The organism is Candidatus Aegiribacteria sp., from assembly GCA_021108435.1.
Taxonomy (GTDB): domain Bacteria; phylum Fermentibacterota; class Fermentibacteria; order Fermentibacterales; family JCC-6; genus Aegiribacteria.
Genome location: JAIOQY010000046.1, coordinates 15687 through 35159 on the forward strand (window position 1 = coordinate 15687; position 19473 = coordinate 35159).

The window sequence follows — 19473 nt, forward strand, 5'->3', positions numbered from 1 at the left end:
ATTGAACGGAGAATCATGAACAAAAACGAGTTCCACAGAAAGTATGCGGAAGTAATCATAAAAACCGCTGTCAATCAGCAGGAGGGTAAACCTCTCCTCATAAGGACTGATATAGCACAGAAGGAATTTGTCAGAGAACTTGCCAGCCTTGCGTACGAAAACGGAGCTTCTCTGGTCTCTGTTAAATACTCGGATTCCGCATTAGGCAGAATGCGAATTGACGGAGTCAAAAAGGATGAATACCTTGATTTTTTGCCCTCCCATCTGGAGAATATGTATGAGAGCTATCTCAATGATTCCTGGAGCAGCATTTCTCTTAGAGGTCCGGAGAATCCCGATATTATGGAAGGTGCTGATTCCATACGTCTCGGCAGGGTAAGCAAGGTAAACTCAAGGGCTATGCAGAAATTTCTGAAGGGGGTTTCAGCAAACAGGATCGCATGGAACGTATGCCTGTATCCAACTGAAGCCTGGGCAGAAAAGGTTCTTGGAGACTCCGAGAACTGGGAAGAGCGGATATGGGACATACTCATTCCAATTCTCCGCCTGGATCATGATGATCCCGCGAAGGCATGGCTCGAGCACGATGCCGAACTCAAGAGAAGATCAGAGCACATGAACAGGATACGCTATGATAAGATACATTTCACCGGTCCTGGAACTGACCTGTATGTCGGAATGGCTCCGAACAGAGTTTTTGCAGGCGGAAGATGTTCCAATCAGAGCGGAATAGTATTCTTTCCGAATATTCCGACAGAAGAAATATTCAGCACTCCCGACTTCACGCGAACTGAAGGAACAGTCAGAACAACACGTCCTGTAGAAGTACTGGGTTCACAGGTCGAAGGTGCGTGGTTCATATTCAAAGGGGGCAAAGTAATTGAATTCGGAGCTGATCATAATGTAGAAGTACTGGATCAGTATCTCCAATTCGATGAGGGGGCAAGGGCTCTCGGAGAAGTCGCTCTTGTTGATGTCAATTCACCCATCTACAGAAGTGGAAAGATATTCCAGAATATTCTATTTGATGAGAACGCTTCGTGTCATATCGCTCTTGGTAACGGTTATGCTGATTGCATTGAGAATGGAACCGGTATGTCCGATGAAGAACTGAAAGCGACGAAGTGCAATTCATCTCTTGTTCACACTGATTTCATGATCGGTTCGGAAGAGGTTTCCGTTTTTGGAATCCGGAAAGATGGTTCGGAGGACAAGATCATAGAGGATGGTCTTTTCGTAATTTAGGAGTGTATTATGCTTGATGAAAGATTGCTTTCGATTCTTGCCTGCCCGAAGTGCAAGGGTGAACTGGAATACAGAACCGATCCTGAAGAAGTGCTTGTATGTAATTCCTGTGCCCTTGTATATGAAGTGAAGGATGATATTCCGATAATGCTCATTGAGGAAGCCAAACCCCTCAATAAATAGTGACAGGCACTAGTTTAAAATGTCAGTTGTAATAATGTAAATAAAATGCCTGAATATGGCAGATGATGAACAACGAACAGTGTGCAATACGTTTGGAGATCAAGGTCATTCCACGGGCCTCACTAACTGAGGTTCGGGGAAGAATGGCGGATGGAACACTCAAAATAGCGCTCAATGCTCCCCCGGCTGACGGAAAAGCCAACAGAGAACTGCAGAAGTTCCTGGCTGGTGAGTTCGGTACAACACAGCTGTCCATTAAATTGCTGTCAGGCATTACATCAAGAAGAAAACTCGTATCTATAGACACTCACTCAAAATTACCTGACTGGTTCATTGAATGACAGTCAGATCATCCGGGCCTTACCGTGGAGCCATGGTCGGGCGCGAGCATCAGCTTGCTCGGGCGATCTCTTTTTTCTCGGAACTTGAAACCGGTGATTCGCCTGGTTTACTCTGTTACTGGGCTCCCGCAGGTATTGGTAAGACCAGACTTGTAAGAGAGATCGATGCAGCTCTTCCGGATACTGAATTCATCTTTATTGAAGCCGATCAGGCTCCGGGCACTGACCCTGTAGCTGATTTTTTCCGGGCGTGGTTCAATCTTGATGCAGGAGTTTCGGAGAAGAAAAACTCCGAGAACTTCCGGCACCTCTGGGAAGGGCTCCTTCTCAATCTTGAACTCCGGACAGATTATCCCGTTCATCAACTGATTGACGAACTCATGGATGCCAGACCTTTCCTTGAAAGTATTTCAGGGCTTTATCAGAAATCAGGGTCGATAGTACACCAGCTTGAACCATCGCAGCGGGCAGAAAGAATTTCGACATCAATAGCTTCGTTCTTCCTCGCTCTTTCAATTCTGCAGCCTGTTGTTGTTGTAATAGAGAATATCCAGTGGTTTTCCCGCGAGAGTATTCTGATCTTAGAGAGACTGTTCAGGACAGCTTCCGGATTTCCACTCGGGTTCATTGCGACGGGTAGACCGGATTCTACGGGATCCCAGCCTGTATTTCCATCCGCTGCATCTGCTTCGGGGTCAGACATAGTATTCCTCAGCGGGCTTTCAAAAAAGGACATCACCTCATTTGTGGAGGAGCTTACCGGTGTTGAGCCTGAACTGAAGCTTGTTGATTTTCTGTGGGATAGAGCGGGAGGAGTCCCTCTGTTTCTTGAGCAGGCCCTTGATTATCTAATTGAAACGAAACAAGTTAACAGAAGAGGAGACCATCTTGACCTGAGGTGGTCTGCAACTGAGATCACGGAATCAATTAAGGATATGTTCCTCGCCAGAGTTCGAATGATGCCGACTTCAGTGCAGAAGATAGCAGGAACCGCATCTCTTCTTGGTAAGACGTTCAATCCGGATGTTCTGGCTGAAGTCACTGAATCTGAAAACATTGAAAATGAACTGGAATCATGCGTTCAGAAGCACATATTCACAGTTGAAGGATTTTCCATTTCATTCGCACATATGGTGTTTCGTGAATGGGCTTTCGAACTCATTCCCTCCGATGAACATGAGAAGCTGCACCTGAGAGCCGGTAAGATTCTTGAAGTATTGCATGAAGGCTCAACTTCCGCTTCTCACCTAGAAGGAATCGCCAGCCATTTCCAGCTGGGCGGTGATAATTTGAAAGCTGCCATATATATCGGAAAAGCTGCGGAGACTTACGCTGACAATTTCGAGAACAGCGCGGCAATTGCATTGTACGGACGACTTGCTTCCATGGTTCAGGATCCGGAAAGGACAGAGGCTGATCTGGACCTTGCAGGTGTTTATCGGAACGCGGGGCTGCTTAACGAAGGTATAGACCTGCTTACCAGCACAATGAAGAGAATCAGCGGGGACCCCCTGATTGATGATTCACTGAAAGCCAGGGTGATGTTGAAGCTGGGGACTAATCTGGGTTCTTCGGGAAAACTGAAACAGGCCGAGAAAATGCTCCGGAGCTGCCTGGAAACGTTTTCGAGGATGGCTGATGTGCGCCACATGTCTATTGCCACGCAGCAGCTTGGTTTAATTGCCAGAACAGCAGGAAGAACTGAAGAAGCTGTAACTCTTGGTGAAGAATCTGTTGATCTTGCTCGCAAATCAGGGATTCCACTGGAGATATGCGCTTCTCTTTACTGGGTTGCCATAACTTACAGACAGCTGGGCCAGTACGATCTCATGAAAAAGTGTACAGAGGAGCAGGTCAGACTTGCTCAGGAAACGGGTCTGATAAAGAGCATCATCGCGGGATATGATAACCTTATGAGAGTTCACATTTACAACAGAGATTACGACAGTGCAGAAGACGTGCATAAGAAACTCAGGAAAGCTGCAGAGAAAACAGCGAACTGGGCCGCGCTGAGTACCGCCACAAGCAAGCTTGGAATTATCCATCTTCGGAGGGCGGAATGGGAACAGGCGATTGACTGCTTCATGCAATGTGTAACACTCAGCATTAAAACTGGTAACCTGAGGGCGAAGTGCGCTGCACTGGGCAATCTCGCTCACGCGTCGATTGAAATCGGAAATACCGATGCTGCTCTGAAGTACGCAACCGAGCTGATAGATACTGCCTCAGTCATCGGTTTCAGATCAGGTCTGATGTCAGGCTATGCCAGAATGGGATATATCTTTTCTCTCAAGGGAGATTATGAGTCAGCGCTTGATTGTGTTCAAACTCAGATTGAACATGCAGAGGCGATTGGTGATAAACGTAATCTGTCTGAAGGGTGGTCTGCGATTGCTCTGATTCAGTTACTGCTTGATGAACCTGCGGCAGCAATTGAAAGTATCAACATAGCATTGGAGAATTCAAGGAAAGCAAATGATATGGTATCCTTCAGCGGTCAGCTCGGACTGAGGGGAAAGATTCTTTCACTTAAGGGAGAATTCGAAAAGGCAGAGAAGGACCTCAGAGAAGCTCTTGATCTGAATGATGGCAGAAAAGGCAGGGAGAAGTTTGTCTACAACAGCAGATTGTATCTGGCAGTTATCCAGGCAGAGAAAGGCGATGAAAACGCATCCGCGAAACTCCTTGAAATGCTTGAGAATGCTCCTGATCGAAATTACAGAGCAGAAACTCTTTACCATCATTGGAAACTGACCGGCAATTCTGAATCTGCATCAGCAGGCAGAATGCTGCTTGAGGAAATCCATCAGGATAGACCTCAACCCATTATAAAGAAGTGGCTTGATTTGATATCAGCTGAAAAATAAATCACGAATTCAGAGGATTCATTAATTTCATTATTGACATGATCTTAATGGGTACCCATCTTTACTCAACTGAAAAGGGGGATCTTATGGAAAAGAAACGAATGTTCATACTTATTGTTGCCGTGATTGGAATGATTGGTGCATTCCTTCCATGGTACAATGTCTTTGGCACAATGAATGTCAGTGGTACCGAGGATGGTGGCTGGTTAGTTGTAATTCTGTTTGCTGCAGGCGGCGCGATCGCTTTCTTCACAGGAGATAAAACGGAACCTCTCGTAAAGAAATTTCTAAGCGGCGTCTGGATTCCAGCAGCTATTGCTTTTCTTCTGATACTGACCAAGATATTCAAGAGCAGACCGGGTGGGATCAGCCTGGGCATTGGTATCTGGGTCGTTGCGCTTGCTGCTTTAGCCCAGATATTCGTTACTTTCTTTTACAAGGGCGCAGCCGGCTGGGATATGCCCAAGTCAATGGCGGATGTAACCAAAGCAGCTGGAATTCCTGCTCTTGAAAAGGAACCTGAGGTTGCGGAACCCGCAGCTCCTGTTGCACCTGTAGCTCCTGTTACGCCAGTAGCTCCTGTTACTCCCGCAGCTCCTGCAGTTCCTGAGGCTCAGGAAGAAGAACCCGTAGAACCCAAACCTAACGAATAGCTAACCGCTTATAGAAAAAACATAGCGCTCCCGCCTCCCGCGGGGGCGCTTCACTTGTTCCACTGGATATATGTTTGCATAATCGCTGTTCGTTGTTCTCATATATTTAAAGAAGGTGATTGAATGTTCGCGGTTCTTCCCGGCAGCTGGAAATGTGATCTTCCCGAAGATACCTCAATCCATATTCGTACAGACAGGGAAGAAGCACTGGATTCCGTTCGATCCGCTCTTGCAGAAGGAGAGAAGCTTTTCCTGATAGGGGCAGAGGGCGTCTCCAGCACAAATAAATGGATTATTGTCTCCGACCATATTGCTTTATTCGGGGGCAGTCCGCTGATAGGTTCAAACAGAGAGGATCTGGGTCCAAGATTCCCGTCACTGATGGATCTCTATATCACTCCTGACGGTCCCTGGGAAAAGGGCGTAATAGGCAGAGTACCTGATTGGAGACTTGCTACACCGGCGGAACTGTCTGTGATGGGAACGGACGCGCTTGTGTCGGAAGGAGTGGACGAGGCTGAAGTGGCAGGTCATGGCGGAGCAGGAGTAATATTTCTTGTAAGGTGCCATAGCTGGGATTCCGCTAATTCTGAAGTATCACCCGTTAGAGAGGTCGCGAAAGCGGCACTCGATTTGTTCAATTCAAAATTCACCGGGGGAGGTGAGGAGCAGTGAACTACAAGGACACAATAAATTTGCCCAGAACCGGCTTCTCCATGAAGGGCAACCTTATTGCAAAGGAGCCTGAAGCGCTGGAGGAGTGGAGCAAAGGAGATATCTACGGCAAGATAAGGCATTCGCGCAAGGGGAGTCCTCTGTTCATTCTCCATGATGGACCTCCCTACGCAAACGGGCATGTTCATCTAGGAACAGCTCTCAACAAAATATTGAAGGATTTCATTGTCAAATCTCATACGATGATGGGATACGATTCTCCATACGTTCCAGGCTGGGATTGTCATGGCATGCCTATCGAGCATCATGTCATGGGAGATCAGCCGGAAGGTGGAAAGAATCTTTCAAGGGAAGAGATAAGGAAGAAATGCCGCGAGTATGCCGCTGAATTCGTGGGAGTTCAGAGGGAGGAGTTCAAGAGGCTTGGAGTATTCGGTCTCTGGGATAAACCCTATCTCACCATGAGTACTGATTATGAATCAGGTATTGTCAGGGCTTTCGGTGAACTTGTCAAACGTAATTATGTCTATCAGGGACTCCGTCCGATACACTGGTGCATGAAGTGCGGAACAGCGCTGGCTGAAGCCGAAGTGGAATACGGAGACCATACTTCTCCTTCGATTTACGTCGCGTTTCAGCAGGAGAATTCTGAGAACTGGGAGAAGGCTGGCGTTCCCTTCGGAACCAGAACAGTTATCTGGACAACAACCCCATGGACGCTCCCGGCAAACATGGCGGTAGCGCTTCATCCAACCGAGAAATACGTAATTGTCAAAACTGATGAAAACAGCTTCCTTGTCGCCATGAAACGATCCAGGGCATTTATAGATGAAACCGGTATTGAAGGAACAGTTCTTGAAGAACCTGTCTTCACCGGCAGCGAACTTGAAGGCCTGCTGTTGGAGCATCCTCTGCTTGAGGGTAGAACATCCATGATGATACTGGCGGACCATGTGACAATGGAGGATGGCACCGGTTGTGTTCACACCGCTCCGGGGCACGGAGCTGAGGATTTTATCGTCGGACTTAAATACGGTCTGGAAATATTCAGCCCTGTTACCGAAAACGGCACTTTCTCTGATGCCGCCGGCAAATACGCAGGCATGCATGTATTCAAGGCGAATCCGGTCATAACTGATGATTTGAAGAACTCGGGGCATCTTGTGGCTGACAGTAAGGATATCAAGCACAGTTATCCGCACTGCTGGCGCTGCAAGAAACCGCTCATCTTCAGAGCGACCAGACAGTTCTTCCTGAGTCTTTCACATAAGGATCTAAAGAATCGTGTTCTTGAAAAAGTAGAGGAAATAGACTGGCATCCGGCATGGGGTCACGAACGCATGCGGAACATGATGGAGGTCCGCCCGGATTGGTGTCTTTCAAGGCAGAGATCATGGGGGGTAGCTCTTCCTGTCTTCACATGTCCGGATTGCGGTGAGCCGGTTTTTGATCATGAGGTGATCGATGCTTTCGCTGATCTGGTTTCTTTGAATGGATCCGATGTCTGGTTTGAACTCGACCCTTCCGAATTATTCAGACTTGCCGGTAAAGAGGCTGAATGCCCATTCTGTAGCGGACATAATCTTGAGCGGGTAGACGACATACTGGATGTATGGTTCGACAGTTCTCTGAGTCATTACAACGTACTTACGGAGAAACACGGGCTTTCCCGCCCGGCAGCGGTTTATCTGGAAGCGACCGACCAGCACCGCGGATGGTTCGGATTAAGCCTTGTAACGAGCGAGGCGCTCGGTATGAGCAAGCCTGCTGATAATATCATAACACATGGTCTTATTCAGGATAAAAACGGACGGAAGATGTCCAAGTCCATTGGAAACGTGATTTCTCCTTTGAAGGTTATAAACAGTCAGGGAGCAGATATACTCCGTCTCTGGTTCGCCAGTGTGGATTACACATGTGATTTCCGGGCTGACATGTCTCATCTGGATGATGCGAGAGAGGCTTACAGGAAACTTCGCAATACTCTCAGATTCATGCTGGGCAACCTTGGAGAATTCAATGAATTTAACCTTGATCCTTCTGAACTTGAAGGTTTTGACAGGTACATCTACCTCCGTTTCAGAGAACTCTGCGGGTTCTGCATCGAAGAGTACCGGAAATTCCAGTTCCACAGGGTATATCGAGAATTACGGAACTTTGCCGTTATCAGCCTTTCAGGTCAATACCTGGATATAAGGAAAGACAGACTGTACTGCGGAGATACTGACTCCGCTTCAGTCAGAATGACCAGACAGGTTCTTGCGTATATGCTGAAGAACCTTGTGAAACTTCTTGCTCCGCTGATTCCCTTCACCGCTGAGGAAGCATGGAAGGAACTTCCGGACTGTCTTAAAGAAGGAGTGGATAGCGTACATCTGGCTTTATATCCGGATACTGCAGATCTTATTGCTTCGGAGCAGGAGATGGCAGAACTCGCTTCATGGGAGACTTATATAGAGATACGGAAACTAGCGCTGAAGGAACTCGAGGAGAAAAGAGCCTGTGGTGAGATAGGCGGCGGTCTTGATGCCGCAATCCACCTTACTGTTCCTGAAGGAATGGTTAAAAGCGCCAACGGGGAGAACTGGGCTGATTTCCTGATTGTATCTCAGGTGTATGTATCCGCAGGAGAAGAAGTTACTGTATCAGTTAAAAAGGCTGAGGGATCCAAATGCAATCGCTGCTGGAAAATACTTCCCGAAGTCGGAACCCTTGCTCCTGATGATGTCTGTTTCAGGTGTGCCGGTGTTCTGGAGGGTATGGATCTGAATGACTGATGCAAGAAAAAGAACTTACGGATATCTAACCACCCTGGCAGTGATTGGTATTGATCAGCTGACCAAACGGCTTGCGCTTGGTTCTCTTGATCTTCATCAACCCGTTTCTGTAATCGGGAATTTTTTCAGGTTCACTCTTGCCTGGAATCAGGGAGCAGCATTCAGCATGTCATGGGGAGGGCCAATGGTCCTGACCGTTTTTACAGCAATCGCGGTTATTCTGATTGCTGTTTTCATCTGGCGGCTCAGGAATCATACTACTCTGTTTTTCATTGCGCTTGGAGCTATACTAGGAGGAGCGACGGGAAACCTTCTTGACAGATTTTTCTACGGCAAGGTCATTGATTTTATCGATATCGGATCGAACGGCTGGCGCTGGCCTACATTTAATGCTGCGGATATCGCCATAACAATTGGCGGAATACTTCTTGTCATCCTTTTCAGAGGCAGTGCGAAGATATTACCGCAGAAGGATGATGAATTTGGAGGCTCATAGAATAGAATGATTTCAAGAACTGTTGTGGCTGTCGGAGGGAACTCACTGGTTTCTCCGGGGGGCAAGAATGGCAACCTTGATACGCATACGCTTGCTCGTGAAGTCTGCGAGGAAATAGCCACCATAGCCCAGCTTAGGGGAGGGCTGGTCATAACCCATGGCAATGGGCCACAGGTGGGCTTTGAACTTCTCAGGAACACCCTTGCTTCAAAAACCGTTCCACCTGACGGCATGGATGTCAATGTTGCTGCCACACAGGGTTATATTGGTTATTTTCTGCAGCAGGTTCTAGGCGATGTCCTGGAGGAACGGAACATAGATATTCCGGTTACAGCACTCATAACTCAGGTTCTTGTCGCGCCCGATGATCCGGCTTTCGGAAACCCAACAAAGCCTGTTGGATCTTTCTATAATGAAAGCGAAGCTGCAGAGGTCAGCGAAAAGTATGGCTGGATCATGAAGGAGGATTCCGGAAGGGGGTGGCGGAGGGTTGTATCCTCACCAAAACCGAGGCGAATTCTTGAGCTTGAGGCCATAAGGACTCTCGTAAATGCCGGACAGATAGTCATCTGCGCGGGAGGCGGAGGAATACCGGTCGTACGTGAGGGTTACAAAGTCAGAGGTGTTCCTGCGGTTATCGATAAGGATCATGTCAGTGCATTGCTCGCGACACGGCTTGAGGCTGATCTCTACGTTATTTCCACTTCAGTACCGGAGGTATATGTCAACTTCGGAAAACCTGATCAGGCTGGTATCCGGATCGCGACACTTCAGGAGATGGAGCGTCATGTACATGAAAACCAGTTTGCCCAGGGTTCGATGCTGCCAAAAATCCGGGCTTCCATCGGTTTCCTGAAACACGGTGGACAAAGGGTTGTGATTACATCGCCGGGAAACATTCTTAAAGCTATTGAAGGTGAAGCTGGAACAACCATCGTGCATGGCGGCAGTACTCTATCTAACTCAGTTATGTTCTCCGGTACAGGATAAACTACCGGAAGGTACTGTCAAACAGGCTCTGGCCAGGATAAAGTGGTTCAAATGCGGAAAAGAAAATCAGAGAGAAAAGGCACTTCTCATAAATCATCACCGCTGGTGGAAAACACATCACACTCAGAGACTTTAAGCAGTGAAATAATCAACCTGATGGAAGAAGCTATTCATGTTGTGGATAGCGATCTGAACCTGGTTATGTTCAATAATACTGTTCGTAGATGGGGAGATGATTTCGATATTCCCGAACCTCGACAGGGAATGAATCTTCACGAATTATGTCCGTTTCTGTCTGAAACTGTATTTGATGAGTACAGAAACGTATTCAGAACCGGTGAGGTTCATGTTACACCTGAATCCTGCATTCTCATTGACGGTTTGGAATACTTCAGAGAAACCCGAAAAATTCCCTTAAAGGAAAACGGCAGGACAGTATACGTCATTACGGTCATCCGGAACATTGCAGACAGCGTAAGATCCAGAAATATTGAAACATCACTCTATAGAATTGCTAGAGTTGCATTTGTTTCACCTGACAGCAAGGAGTTATATCGTGAACTCCATGAAATCATAAATGTTATTTTCCCTGCGGCGATATTCTCCATAGCTCTGCACGACGAATACACCGGAGCTGCCGTAGATCCCATGACAGGCGAACTGCATGGGGAAAGAACCTCTGCAGATCCTGTGGCGGAAGAACTCGAGCGGCATGTGATCAAAACCGGTAAGACTGTCCTGATATACAGCAACAGCGCATTGGAAAGACTGAGGAGAAGTGGAGAAGTTACACCCGCAGGATCATTGATTTCAGGATGGATAGGCGTTCCACTGCGAATAAGTGCAAAAACAGTTGGAGTTCTTTCACTTAAACCCAATAAGCTTGGTATGCAGTTCACCGAGAAACACAGGGAAATTCTCGAATTCGTATCCGACCAGGTCGCAATGTTCATTGAAAGAAAGAAGATGCTTATCTCCCTGCAGGAAAGCGAGGAGAAATACAGAAATCTGGTGGAGAGCGCGAGTGATGGTATTGTTATCTTTCAGGACTCAAGGATAGTATTCGCGAATAAGCAGCTCATCAGAGTCCTCGGTTTTGAAAAAGACGAAATAACAGGTTCGGAACTCGGAGAATTCTTTTATTCAAACGAAGATGCAGTGAAATTTAAGGTTTATAAGAACTTAACCGACGTTGAAAAGGCTGCCTTCTGTAAGATCAGACTGAGGAAAAAGGATGGATCAGTTCTATATGTGGAATTGAACAGAAATGCTACTATTTACAGGGGAGATCAAGCGGAACTCATGTTCATAAGGGATATAACAGAACGGCAGAAAACCGAGGAGGAAAAAAACAAGCTTCAGGCCAGGATACAGCATGCGCAGAAGCTGGAAAGCCTTGGTGTGCTTGCCGGAGGAATAGCTCATGATTTTAATAATCTTTTGATGGGTATACTCGGCAACGCGAGTCTTTCACTCGATCAGCTTCCACCGGAATCCGTGATCCGGAAGAATATAGGACGTATAGAAACATCCGCTCTCAGAGCAGCGGATCTCACGAATCAGCTTCTCGCGTATTCCGGAAAAGGAATTTTCGTTATTGAACCTGTTCAGCTGTCTGAGATGATCGAGGAAATGCTGAACCTGCTGGAGACTTCCATATCGAAGAATGCTGTTCTTGATTTCAGTCCGTGTGAGAATCTTCCTCCTGTGGAGGGTGATGCCACACAGATCAGACAGATTGTAATGAATATCATATTGAACGCGTCAGAAGCACTTGGAGACACCGGAGGTGTCATCAATATCTCAACAAGCATGGTCGTGGTTGACAGCAAGTATCTGGAAGAGAACAGGTTCAACGAAAATATCGCTGAAGGCAGGTATGTATGCCTGACCATTTCCGATACAGGATGCGGCATACCGGAAGATAACTTCACATTGATATTCGATCCTTTCTTCACAACAAAATCCTATGGAAGAGGACTGGGACTGGCAGCTGTACTCGGAATCATCAGAGCACATAAAGGAGCAATCAATGTTCATTCAAAACATGGTGAGGGAACCAGATTTGAAGTGTTTCTTCCCTGCACCGAGGTACAAACCGAAGATTCCGGACTCAGAATAGAAACATGCGATGAGCAGTCGGGGAAAGGACTGATCCTTTTTGTTGACGATGACGATGAAGTACGAAACGTGTGTATTCAGATTCTGGAGAGTAGTGGATATGATGTCATCGCAGCTTCTGACGGGCTTGAAGCGGTTACGATATTCAGGGAGAATTCACAAGAGATTCTTGCCGTCTTTATGGACATGCTGATGCCGAACATGGATGGCATAGAAGCATTCAGGAAGATAAGAGAGATCAGACCGAATATCAGGGTTATCATGTGCAGCGGATATACTGAACATGTTGTAATGAATTCTTTCAAGGATAACTGTCCTTCAGGATTTCTGCATAAACCTTACAGAACGAAGGATATGCTCCGCAAGCTCGCTGAAATTATCAGTGATGATATATAACCTGGAAAAGTCAGAATTAAATAGTATGAACGAACCACTGGAATACTGGGACAACCTGTTTCGAGATCTTGATCCGGAAACGATGGATTTACCCAGAAGCCTTCCGGCATCCGCTCTTCCGGATTTCTGCGACAGATATCTGAAGAAGGGTGATCGGGTTCTCGATCTGGGATGCGGCTCCGGAAGAAATGCAGCTTACCTTGCCGGTCGAGGATTTCTGGTCTGCGGAGTAGACATCGCTCAGGGAGCGGTTGAATTCTGTGTTAAGCGCCTGGCTCAGCTACAACTTTCAGGCGTATTCAAACAGGGAACTCTGGAAAATATTCCATTTCCGGATAACGAATTCACTGCCGTGGTTTGCATTGCATCGCTTGATCACGTAACACTGGACTGTGCCAGCAAATCCATCGATGAGATCAGGCGTGTACTCTCCGAAAGCGGAGTCATGCTGCTTACATTCGATCCACCCGATACCGATGAGGATATAGTTGATGAGGCTGAGATTCTTCCTGATGGAACCCTGAAATTCGTCAGCGGAGACCAGAAAGGTATGCTTTTCCGAAGGTACAGTGATCGGGAAATCACGGATCTTGTAGGAGAGGAAAACATCATCTCATTCAATAATACCAGGAGTGGCGGCAGAACAGTGGTGTGCCGTTGACCGGCGGAACAGTACACTGGAGGGACAGGTGGGACGAGTACAGTAAGATCGAGCGGGAGGAGATGGAATCACTTCCTTTTAAGCGTTTACTCGATAATATCAGGCAGGGCAAGTACGGCAGATACTACACTATCTGGTACGTGATAGCTGAGCGTTCCTCGCTTGAAGAAGCCGGATGGGTACTATTTCAGGTTCTGAAGAAGGATATTGATTACCTCTACAGATATCATAGCGCAGCGGCATTGATCGAACTGCTTGGTGATAATGAGTTTGAACCTGTTGATCTGAGCACTGATCATGAGAAAATCCAGGATAACATCGATCGATTGAACAGGATTCTTATAGAACGGATCGGAAATCACCGGTAAGATTTTCTGAACAGATTCCAAACCTTGACGATTATGAAGTTTGCGTATATCCTTCGTGCCACATATTAGCCCTTAAACTCATGCGTCGCTGCAGTAGAACACTGGTGGGATTTATGGGCTATAATAATGACGCGGTGGGCGATTAGCTCAGTTGGCTAGAGTACTTGCTTGACATGCAAGAAGTCACTGGTTCAAGTCCAGTATCGCCCACCATTTTTATTTGTTGATAATTTGACCGGAAGGAGGTTGCCGGGACCATGCGTATTATTTTCCCAGACAGCAGTGTAAAAGAATTTGAGGCCGGTACAACCGGTCTTGATGTTGCGGAATCAGTTTCTCACGGTCTTGCGAGGAATGCTTTGCTTGTTCGATTTGAAGGGGAACTTCTTGACCTGAATACTCCATTGCCGTCAGGCGGCAGGATTGAGATTCTCACATTTCAGGATGAAGAAGGGAAGAAAGTTCTAAGGCACAGTTGTGCTCATCTTCTTGCCGGAGCGGTTCAGAAGCTGTTTCCGGGTACGAAACTCGGCATAGGTCCATCCATTGAGGACGGATTCTATTACGATATGAACATACCCGAGTTCTCCGGTATTTCAGCATTTGAAGCTATCTCTGATGAGATGAAAAAGCAGATTAAGGAAGATATTCCATTCATAAGAAGAGATATGAGCTTCGAGGACGCTTTCAAACTCTTCAGTGAAAGAGGAGAAGAGTACAAGCTGGAACTGCTTGAAGAACTTCGAGATATCGGTGAAGAGATATCAGTTTATTCACACGGAGATTTCATCGATCTTTGCCGCGGACCTCATGTTCCATCCACAAAGGCGTTGAAGCATTTTGAGCTTCTCAGTGTTGCCGGAGCCTACTGGCGCGGTGATGAGAAGAATGAAATGCTGACCCGTATCTATGGATCTGTTTTTGACTCTTCAAAGAATCTCAAGGCATATCTTGAAATGCTTGAGGAAGCGAAGAAGAGGGATCATAGGAAGCTTGGTCCGGAGCTTGGTCTTTTTGTTATTGGTGGTGATGGCGGTCCGGGGCTGACCTACTGGCTGCCTGCCGGTACGATTGTTCGGGAAGAGCTTGAGAATCACTGGAAGAAAGCACATGCAAAAGCCGGATACCAGCTTGTCAATACTCCTCATATCGCTCCTGTTGAGCTCTGGAAGACCTCCGGGCATTACGATTACTACCGGGAGAACATGTACTTCCTTGATATTGACAGCGGTGAGTATGCTCTGAAGCCGATGAATTGTCCCGGACATATCATCATCTATAAACACAGGAAAAGATCATACCGCGAACTTCCAATACGCTTTGCTGAACTTGGTATGGTATACAGGTACGAAAAGAGCGGTGTGCTTCATGGTCTCATGCGGGTTCGGGGATTCACTGTTGATGACGGTCATATTTTCTGCACAGAGGAGCAGATAGTCGAAGAGATTCAGAAGGTTGTAAGATTTGCTCTTTATCTCCTGAAGATCTTCGATTTCGGGTACAGGATAGAGCTGTCACTTATGGATCCTGAAGACCCAGATCATTACGCCGGTGATCCGGAGGAGTGGAACAAAGTCGAATCCGCTCTGGCCAGGGCACTTGATGATATGGGCGAGGATTACAGGCCGGTTGCGGGGGAAGCGGTTTTCTACGGACCAAAGATAGATATCAAGATGAAAGATGCGCTTGGAAGATACTGGCAGGGTCCTACAGTTCAGTTTGACTTCAATATTCCTGATCGCTTCAATCTCACTTACGTTGGAGATGATGGACAGGAACACAAGGTATATATGGTTCACAGGGCTTTATTCGGCTCCGTCGAAAGATTTATTGGTAATTTGATTGAACATTACGCAGGCAACCTTCCGGGCTGGCTTGCGCCCGTTCAGATTGTTATCTTACCTATTACGTCAGAACAGCATGAGAAGGCCTCAGAAATCGCGGATGTACTTGAGCGAGCAGGTCTTCGCTGCAGAAATGACAATAGGAGCGAAACGATAGGTTATCGCATCAGAGATGCTGAAACCAGTAAGGTTCCATTCATGTTCATTATCGGTGAACGTGAAATGGAGTCAGACAGGGTTGCTTTGCGCATTCACGGTGAAGGTGACAGGGGAACCATGGAACTGGGTGAAGCGCTTGATATAGCGTTGGCTGGATGCAAACGACCGGAACTGCCCTGAACAAGGAGGTGCGTCTATTAGCAATAAGGAACAGATTAGGGTGAATGGAGAGATTCGAAGCCCTCGAGTAAGAGTACTCGATGAAAATGGAGACCATGTCGGTACTCTGAGCATTCAGGAAGCACTTGACATGGCCGCGGAAGCCGGCCTGGATCTTGTTGAGATTTCACCTGGGGCAGACCCGCCTGTAGTCAGCATAGTTGATTACGGGAAGTTCCGGTATCGCATGAATAGAAAAGAAAGAGAAGCAAGGAAAAAACAGAATACTGGAGGTCTGAAGGAAGTCAAATTCAGACCAAACACTGAAGAGCACGATTATAATTTCAAGATGAAACACGCACGTGAGTTTCTGGAATCCAGACATAAGGTAAAGGCCACAGTAGTGTTTCGAGGACGTCAGCTCTCCTATAAGGAGCAGGGTTACGAACTTCTGGATCGACTGGCTGAAGATTTGAATGATCTGGGCCGTATAGAGAGGAAACCCGCCATGGAAGGGCGACAGATGACAATGATTATTTCTCCTCTGAAGGAGAGGAACTAGCGGGGAGTCGAAATGCCAAAGATGAAAACCCATAAAGGAGCCGCAAGAAGGTTCCGAAAAACGGCGAAAGGCAAGTTCAAAACAACAAGCCCGTATGCCGATCATATTAAAACCAAGAAGAGCGCAAAGCGGAAGAGGAACTTGCGTAAAGACGGTATTGCATCCAAACCTGATACCAAGCGTCTTAGAAAACTTCTCCCTTAGCAATCACGGAGAGAGAAAATGAGCAGAGTAAAAAGTGCTGTTGTACGAAAGAAACGTCACAAGAAAAGACTTCAGGCAGCTAAAGGGTATTTTGGCGGAAGAAGAAAGCTTTACACTGTTGCCAATGAAGCCAGGAAGAAGGCTCTGGAGTATCAGTACCGTGACCGAAGAAACAAAAAACGTGATTTCCGGGCACTCTGGATAACCCGCATAAATGCTGCTTCGCGTGAGCACGGTCTCACCTACAGCAAGTTAATTGCTGGTATCAACGGAGCTGGAATTAAGCTGGATAGAAAAATACTGGCGGATCTTGCCGTTCGAAACCCGGAAGCATTTGCGAAGGTTGTGGAAATAGCCAAAGCCGCTCTTTAATTGTAAGGGGATGATACGTGTCCCAATCGGAAGATCTCGAGAGGTTGACCGAAGCGATAAATAGACTGATAGTCAGGGTGAGGTCATTACAGACTCAGCGTGACGAATTATCAGCAAAGGTCAATGACCTTGAGTCCAGACTTGAGAACAGTGTGGACACGAAGGATTCTGATGGTTACAATATACTCAGAATCCATAGCGCCAGACTTCTGCGAGAAAGGCAGGAGATCAGGCGCAGGCTTTCAGGTGTGCTGGGTAAGCTGGATAGCATAGAATTACAAGCAAATAAGTTAGAGGTATAATGAGCAACCGGACAGAGGTTACCCGCGTTAATATTTTCGGGCGGGAATACACAATCCGAGGAGCCGGTTCACCTTCCTATATTGCAGAAATCGCTCATTACGTTGATATGAAAATGCGGCAGATGACTGATAACGCCACTCTGGCTTCCACAGCCAAGGTGGCGATTTTTGCTGCACTCAATATAGCCGATGAACTTTTTCAGAAGAGAGATCAATACGGAGAAATGGAAGAGAGCAACAGTAACGAACTGACCAGGCTTGCCGATCGCATTGAACAGGTACTTGCCGAGTCATCTCATCCTTCCGTATCCTCCTCCTCTGCTGCTTCAGGTTCTTTGTCATCAGTTGAAACTCCCGTTCTCCAGCAGAACAGCACATCCGGTCTATCGCAGTAAATTCCAGTACTTTCTGCGATAGTACGTTTAAGAACACGGAAAGGATGTGCCGACACTCTGCGCAGGGGTGATTTCGGTCCGGTCATTATTCATGGCTGCATTCTGTGCCGTTTTACATAAATGCATACCTGCGCCTGAACAGGAGCTTACCATGGACATAGTAATACCCGCGTTAATTGCTATCATTACATTTTCACTTGGCTTCATTCTCCATAAGTTGCTTATATCCAGAGAGATAAAAGGATCAGAAGCAGAAGCTGACAGGATAGTAATCGATGCGAAGCGTGAAGGTGAAACACTGAAGCGTGAAGCTCTTCTGGAAGGTCGCGACACAATTTCCAGAGAGAGAGTCAATGCCCTGGAAGAATACCAGGAAAAACGGATAAATCTTGATCGAAAAGAAAGCCAGTTATCAGGTGAAACAGAACGACTTGGAATCCTCAGGGAAAAACTTGAGGACTCGCAGAAAGCTCTGAAGAAGCGTGAAACAGGTCTGTCAGAAACAGAGCAATCTCTCAACGCAAAGCATCAAAGGGTAACCAAGCTTATGGATGAGCAGAACAAACTGCTTGAGAAGATCGCTAATCTTTCCAGGGAAGAAGCCCGAAAGCTCATGCTTTCCAATCTGGAGGAGGAGCTTCATCATGAAGCCGGAAGACTGACGCGCAAGATACTGGAAGCCGCTGAGAATAAGGCGGAAGAAGAGGCGCTTAAAATACTGTCCACTTCAATTCAAAGATGTTCAGCGGATTTTGTTGTTGAAAACTGCGTTTCAATCGTGAACCTGCCCAGTGATGACATGAAAGGGAGGATTATCGGTAGGGAAGGGAGGAATATCAGAGCTTTTGAGGCTGTTACGAACGTTGATGTTATCATTGATGATACTCCTGAAGCAGTAGTTATTTCCTGCTTTGATCCAGTAAGAAGAGAAGTGGCGAGAATTGCTCTTGAAAAACTTCTGGAAGATGGAAGAATACATCCGGGAAGAATTGAATCAGTCGTAGCCAAAGTATCTTCAGAAATGGAGAAAAAGATCAGGAAACTGGGAAATCAGCTTGCTCTTGACGCGAATGTTTCAGGCCTTCATCAACAGCTGATCAGGCATCTTGGCAGATTACGGTATAGAACCAGTTACGGTCAGAATATGTATCAGCATTCACTTGAAACAGCAAATATCTGTGGGCTTCTTGCTTCAGAACTCAAGCTGGACCCGGTCATAGCAAGGCGTATCGGTCTTCTTCATGACATTGGAAAAGCGACTGATCAGGACATAGAAGGGTCACATGCCGCTGTAGGAATGGAACTGGCTCAGCGTTATGAAGAATCCCCTGTTGTGTGTAATGCTATTGGTGCTCATCATGAGGAGATCGAGTGTAATTCGCTGTACGCGATTCTGATTCAGGCTGCCGATGCGGTTAGTTCTGCACGTCCCGGAGCCAGGAGGGAAACACTTGAGCTGTACGTTAGAAGACTTCATAAGCTTGAATCAATAGCCGATTCATTCGACGGAGTCAGGAAATCGTACGCAATTCAGGCGGGAAGAGAATTGAGAATTGCAGTAAAACCTGAACAGATCGATGATGATTCAGCCGCTGAGCTTGCGAGGATAGTAGCAAGAAAAATCGAAAGTGACATGGAATATCCGGGCCAGATAAAGGTTACTGTGATCCGGGAAACCAGGGCTTCTGAGACGGCTCGATAAA

General features: G+C 46.8%; 19 protein-coding genes and 1 tRNA gene. All 20 read left to right on the forward strand.

Annotated elements, in window-relative coordinates; genetic code table 11:
* Positions 1 to 15: 15 nt before the first annotated feature.
* The 20 genes from K8R76_02665 (at position 16) to rny (ending at position 19472) form a co-directional block, all read left to right on the forward strand.
* Entirely contained in the window at positions 16 to 1245 is a 1230-nt protein-coding gene (locus tag K8R76_02665; GenBank protein ID MCD4847076.1) for an aminopeptidase, read from the forward strand.
* Between the two features lie 9 nt (positions 1246 to 1254).
* Positions 1255 to 1428 carry a Trm112 family protein gene (locus K8R76_02670; GenBank protein MCD4847077.1) on the forward strand — a complete coding sequence of 58 codons (174 nt, stop codon included), beginning with the start codon at positions 1255 to 1257 and terminating at the stop codon, positions 1426 to 1428.
* 62 nt (positions 1429 to 1490) lie between these two features.
* Positions 1491 to 1769, forward strand: a complete 279-nt coding sequence (locus K8R76_02675) for a DUF167 domain-containing protein (GenBank protein ID MCD4847078.1) — start codon at positions 1491 to 1493, stop codon at positions 1767 to 1769.
* A complete protein-coding gene (locus K8R76_02680) occupies positions 1766 to 4636 on the forward strand; it encodes an AAA family ATPase (GenBank protein MCD4847079.1) in 2871 nt (956 codons plus the stop codon). Before K8R76_02675 ends, K8R76_02680 begins: the two co-directional genes overlap by 4 nt.
* 86 nt (positions 4637 to 4722) lie before the next feature.
* Positions 4723 to 5289, forward strand: a complete 567-nt coding sequence (locus tag K8R76_02685; GenBank protein MCD4847080.1) for a hypothetical protein — start codon at positions 4723 to 4725, stop codon at positions 5287 to 5289.
* A 123-nt stretch (positions 5290 to 5412) separates the two neighbouring features.
* Positions 5413 to 5964 (forward strand): hypothetical protein, encoded by a 552-nt coding sequence (locus K8R76_02690; GenBank protein ID MCD4847081.1) that lies wholly within the window; start codon positions 5413 to 5415, stop codon positions 5962 to 5964.
* Positions 5961 to 8741, forward strand: coding sequence for an isoleucine--tRNA ligase (gene ileS, locus K8R76_02695; protein ID MCD4847082.1), 2781 nt, complete (start codon positions 5961 to 5963; stop codon positions 8739 to 8741). Before K8R76_02690 ends, ileS begins: the two co-directional genes overlap by 4 nt.
* Positions 8734 to 9237: a signal peptidase II gene (lspA, locus tag K8R76_02700; GenBank protein ID MCD4847083.1), complete on the forward strand. Its 504-nt coding sequence runs from the start codon at positions 8734 to 8736 to the stop codon at positions 9235 to 9237. Before ileS ends, lspA begins: the two co-directional genes overlap by 8 nt.
* Before the next feature lie 6 nt (positions 9238 to 9243).
* Positions 9244 to 10227, forward strand: coding sequence for a carbamate kinase (locus tag K8R76_02705; GenBank protein MCD4847084.1), 984 nt, complete (start codon positions 9244 to 9246; stop codon positions 10225 to 10227).
* A gap of 51 nt (positions 10228 to 10278) precedes the next feature.
* Positions 10279 to 12744: a PAS domain S-box protein gene (locus K8R76_02710; GenBank protein ID MCD4847085.1), complete on the forward strand. Its 2466-nt coding sequence runs from the start codon at positions 10279 to 10281 to the stop codon at positions 12742 to 12744.
* A gap of 25 nt (positions 12745 to 12769) precedes the next feature.
* Positions 12770 to 13405, forward strand: a complete 636-nt coding sequence (locus K8R76_02715; GenBank protein ID MCD4847086.1) for a methyltransferase domain-containing protein — start codon at positions 12770 to 12772, stop codon at positions 13403 to 13405.
* The gene (locus tag K8R76_02720; GenBank protein ID MCD4847087.1) at positions 13402 to 13773 is read left to right on the forward strand and encodes a hypothetical protein; all 372 of its coding nucleotides are present in this window, start codon (positions 13402 to 13404) and stop codon (positions 13771 to 13773) included. The genes K8R76_02715 and K8R76_02720 overlap by 4 nt, the downstream gene beginning before the upstream one ends.
* Before the next feature lie 136 nt (positions 13774 to 13909).
* Positions 13910 to 13986: transfer RNA gene (locus K8R76_02725), tRNA-Val, on the forward strand.
* 44 nt (positions 13987 to 14030) lie between these two features.
* Positions 14031 to 15956, forward strand: a complete 1926-nt coding sequence (thrS, locus tag K8R76_02730; GenBank protein ID MCD4847088.1) for a threonine--tRNA ligase — start codon at positions 14031 to 14033, stop codon at positions 15954 to 15956.
* A gap of 34 nt (positions 15957 to 15990) precedes the next feature.
* Positions 15991 to 16497: a translation initiation factor IF-3 gene (infC, locus tag K8R76_02735; GenBank protein MCD4847089.1), complete on the forward strand. Its 507-nt coding sequence runs from the start codon at positions 15991 to 15993 to the stop codon at positions 16495 to 16497.
* A gap of 12 nt (positions 16498 to 16509) precedes the next feature.
* Positions 16510 to 16701, forward strand: coding sequence for a 50S ribosomal protein L35 (gene rpmI, locus K8R76_02740; GenBank protein MCD4847090.1), 192 nt, complete (start codon positions 16510 to 16512; stop codon positions 16699 to 16701).
* 18 nt (positions 16702 to 16719) lie between these two features.
* Complete coding sequence (gene rplT, locus K8R76_02745; GenBank protein MCD4847091.1) at positions 16720 to 17073, forward strand: 50S ribosomal protein L20; 354 nt, start codon at positions 16720 to 16722, stop codon at positions 17071 to 17073.
* A 17-nt stretch (positions 17074 to 17090) separates the two neighbouring features.
* Positions 17091 to 17375 (forward strand): hypothetical protein, encoded by a 285-nt coding sequence (locus tag K8R76_02750; protein MCD4847092.1) that lies wholly within the window; start codon positions 17091 to 17093, stop codon positions 17373 to 17375.
* Positions 17375 to 17770, forward strand: coding sequence for a cell division protein ZapA (locus K8R76_02755; protein ID MCD4847093.1), 396 nt, complete (start codon positions 17375 to 17377; stop codon positions 17768 to 17770). The genes K8R76_02750 and K8R76_02755 overlap by 1 nt, the downstream gene beginning before the upstream one ends.
* A gap of 151 nt (positions 17771 to 17921) precedes the next feature.
* Complete coding sequence (rny, locus tag K8R76_02760; GenBank protein ID MCD4847094.1) at positions 17922 to 19472, forward strand: ribonuclease Y; 1551 nt, start codon at positions 17922 to 17924, stop codon at positions 19470 to 19472.
* Position 19473: the final 1 nt, after the last annotated feature.

Bases quoted from the DNA above. Each gene is read 5' to 3' on its own strand.
- K8R76_02675 (MCD4847078.1), top strand. From the start codon at position 1,491: ATGATGAACAACGAACAGTGTGCAATACGTTTGGAGATCAAGGTCATT.
- K8R76_02690 (MCD4847081.1), top strand. From the start codon at position 5,413: ATGTTCGCGGTTCTTCCCGGCAGCTGGAAATGTGATCTTCCCGAAGAT.
- K8R76_02710 (MCD4847085.1), top strand. From the start codon at position 10,279: ATGCGGAAAAGAAAATCAGAGAGAAAAGGCACTTCTCATAAATCATCA.
- rpmI (MCD4847090.1), top strand. From the start codon at position 16,510: ATGCCAAAGATGAAAACCCATAAAGGAGCCGCAAGAAGGTTCCGAAAA.
- rplT (MCD4847091.1), top strand. From the start codon at position 16,720: ATGAGCAGAGTAAAAAGTGCTGTTGTACGAAAGAAACGTCACAAGAAA.
- K8R76_02665 (MCD4847076.1), top strand. From the start codon at position 16: ATGAACAAAAACGAGTTCCACAGAAAGTATGCGGAAGTAATCATAAAA.
- rny (MCD4847094.1), top strand. From the start codon at position 17,922: ATGGACATAGTAATACCCGCGTTAATTGCTATCATTACATTTTCACTT.
- thrS (MCD4847088.1), top strand. From the start codon at position 14,031: ATGCGTATTATTTTCCCAGACAGCAGTGTAAAAGAATTTGAGGCCGGT.
- lspA (MCD4847083.1), top strand. From the start codon at position 8,734: ATGACTGATGCAAGAAAAAGAACTTACGGATATCTAACCACCCTGGCA.
- K8R76_02715 (MCD4847086.1), top strand. From the start codon at position 12,770: ATGAACGAACCACTGGAATACTGGGACAACCTGTTTCGAGATCTTGAT.
- K8R76_02670 (MCD4847077.1), top strand. From the start codon at position 1,255: ATGCTTGATGAAAGATTGCTTTCGATTCTTGCCTGCCCGAAGTGCAAG.
- K8R76_02685 (MCD4847080.1), top strand. From the start codon at position 4,723: ATGGAAAAGAAACGAATGTTCATACTTATTGTTGCCGTGATTGGAATG.
- K8R76_02680 (MCD4847079.1), top strand. From the start codon at position 1,766: ATGACAGTCAGATCATCCGGGCCTTACCGTGGAGCCATGGTCGGGCGC.
- K8R76_02705 (MCD4847084.1), top strand. From the start codon at position 9,244: ATGATTTCAAGAACTGTTGTGGCTGTCGGAGGGAACTCACTGGTTTCT.
- K8R76_02755 (MCD4847093.1), top strand. From the start codon at position 17,375: ATGAGCAACCGGACAGAGGTTACCCGCGTTAATATTTTCGGGCGGGAA.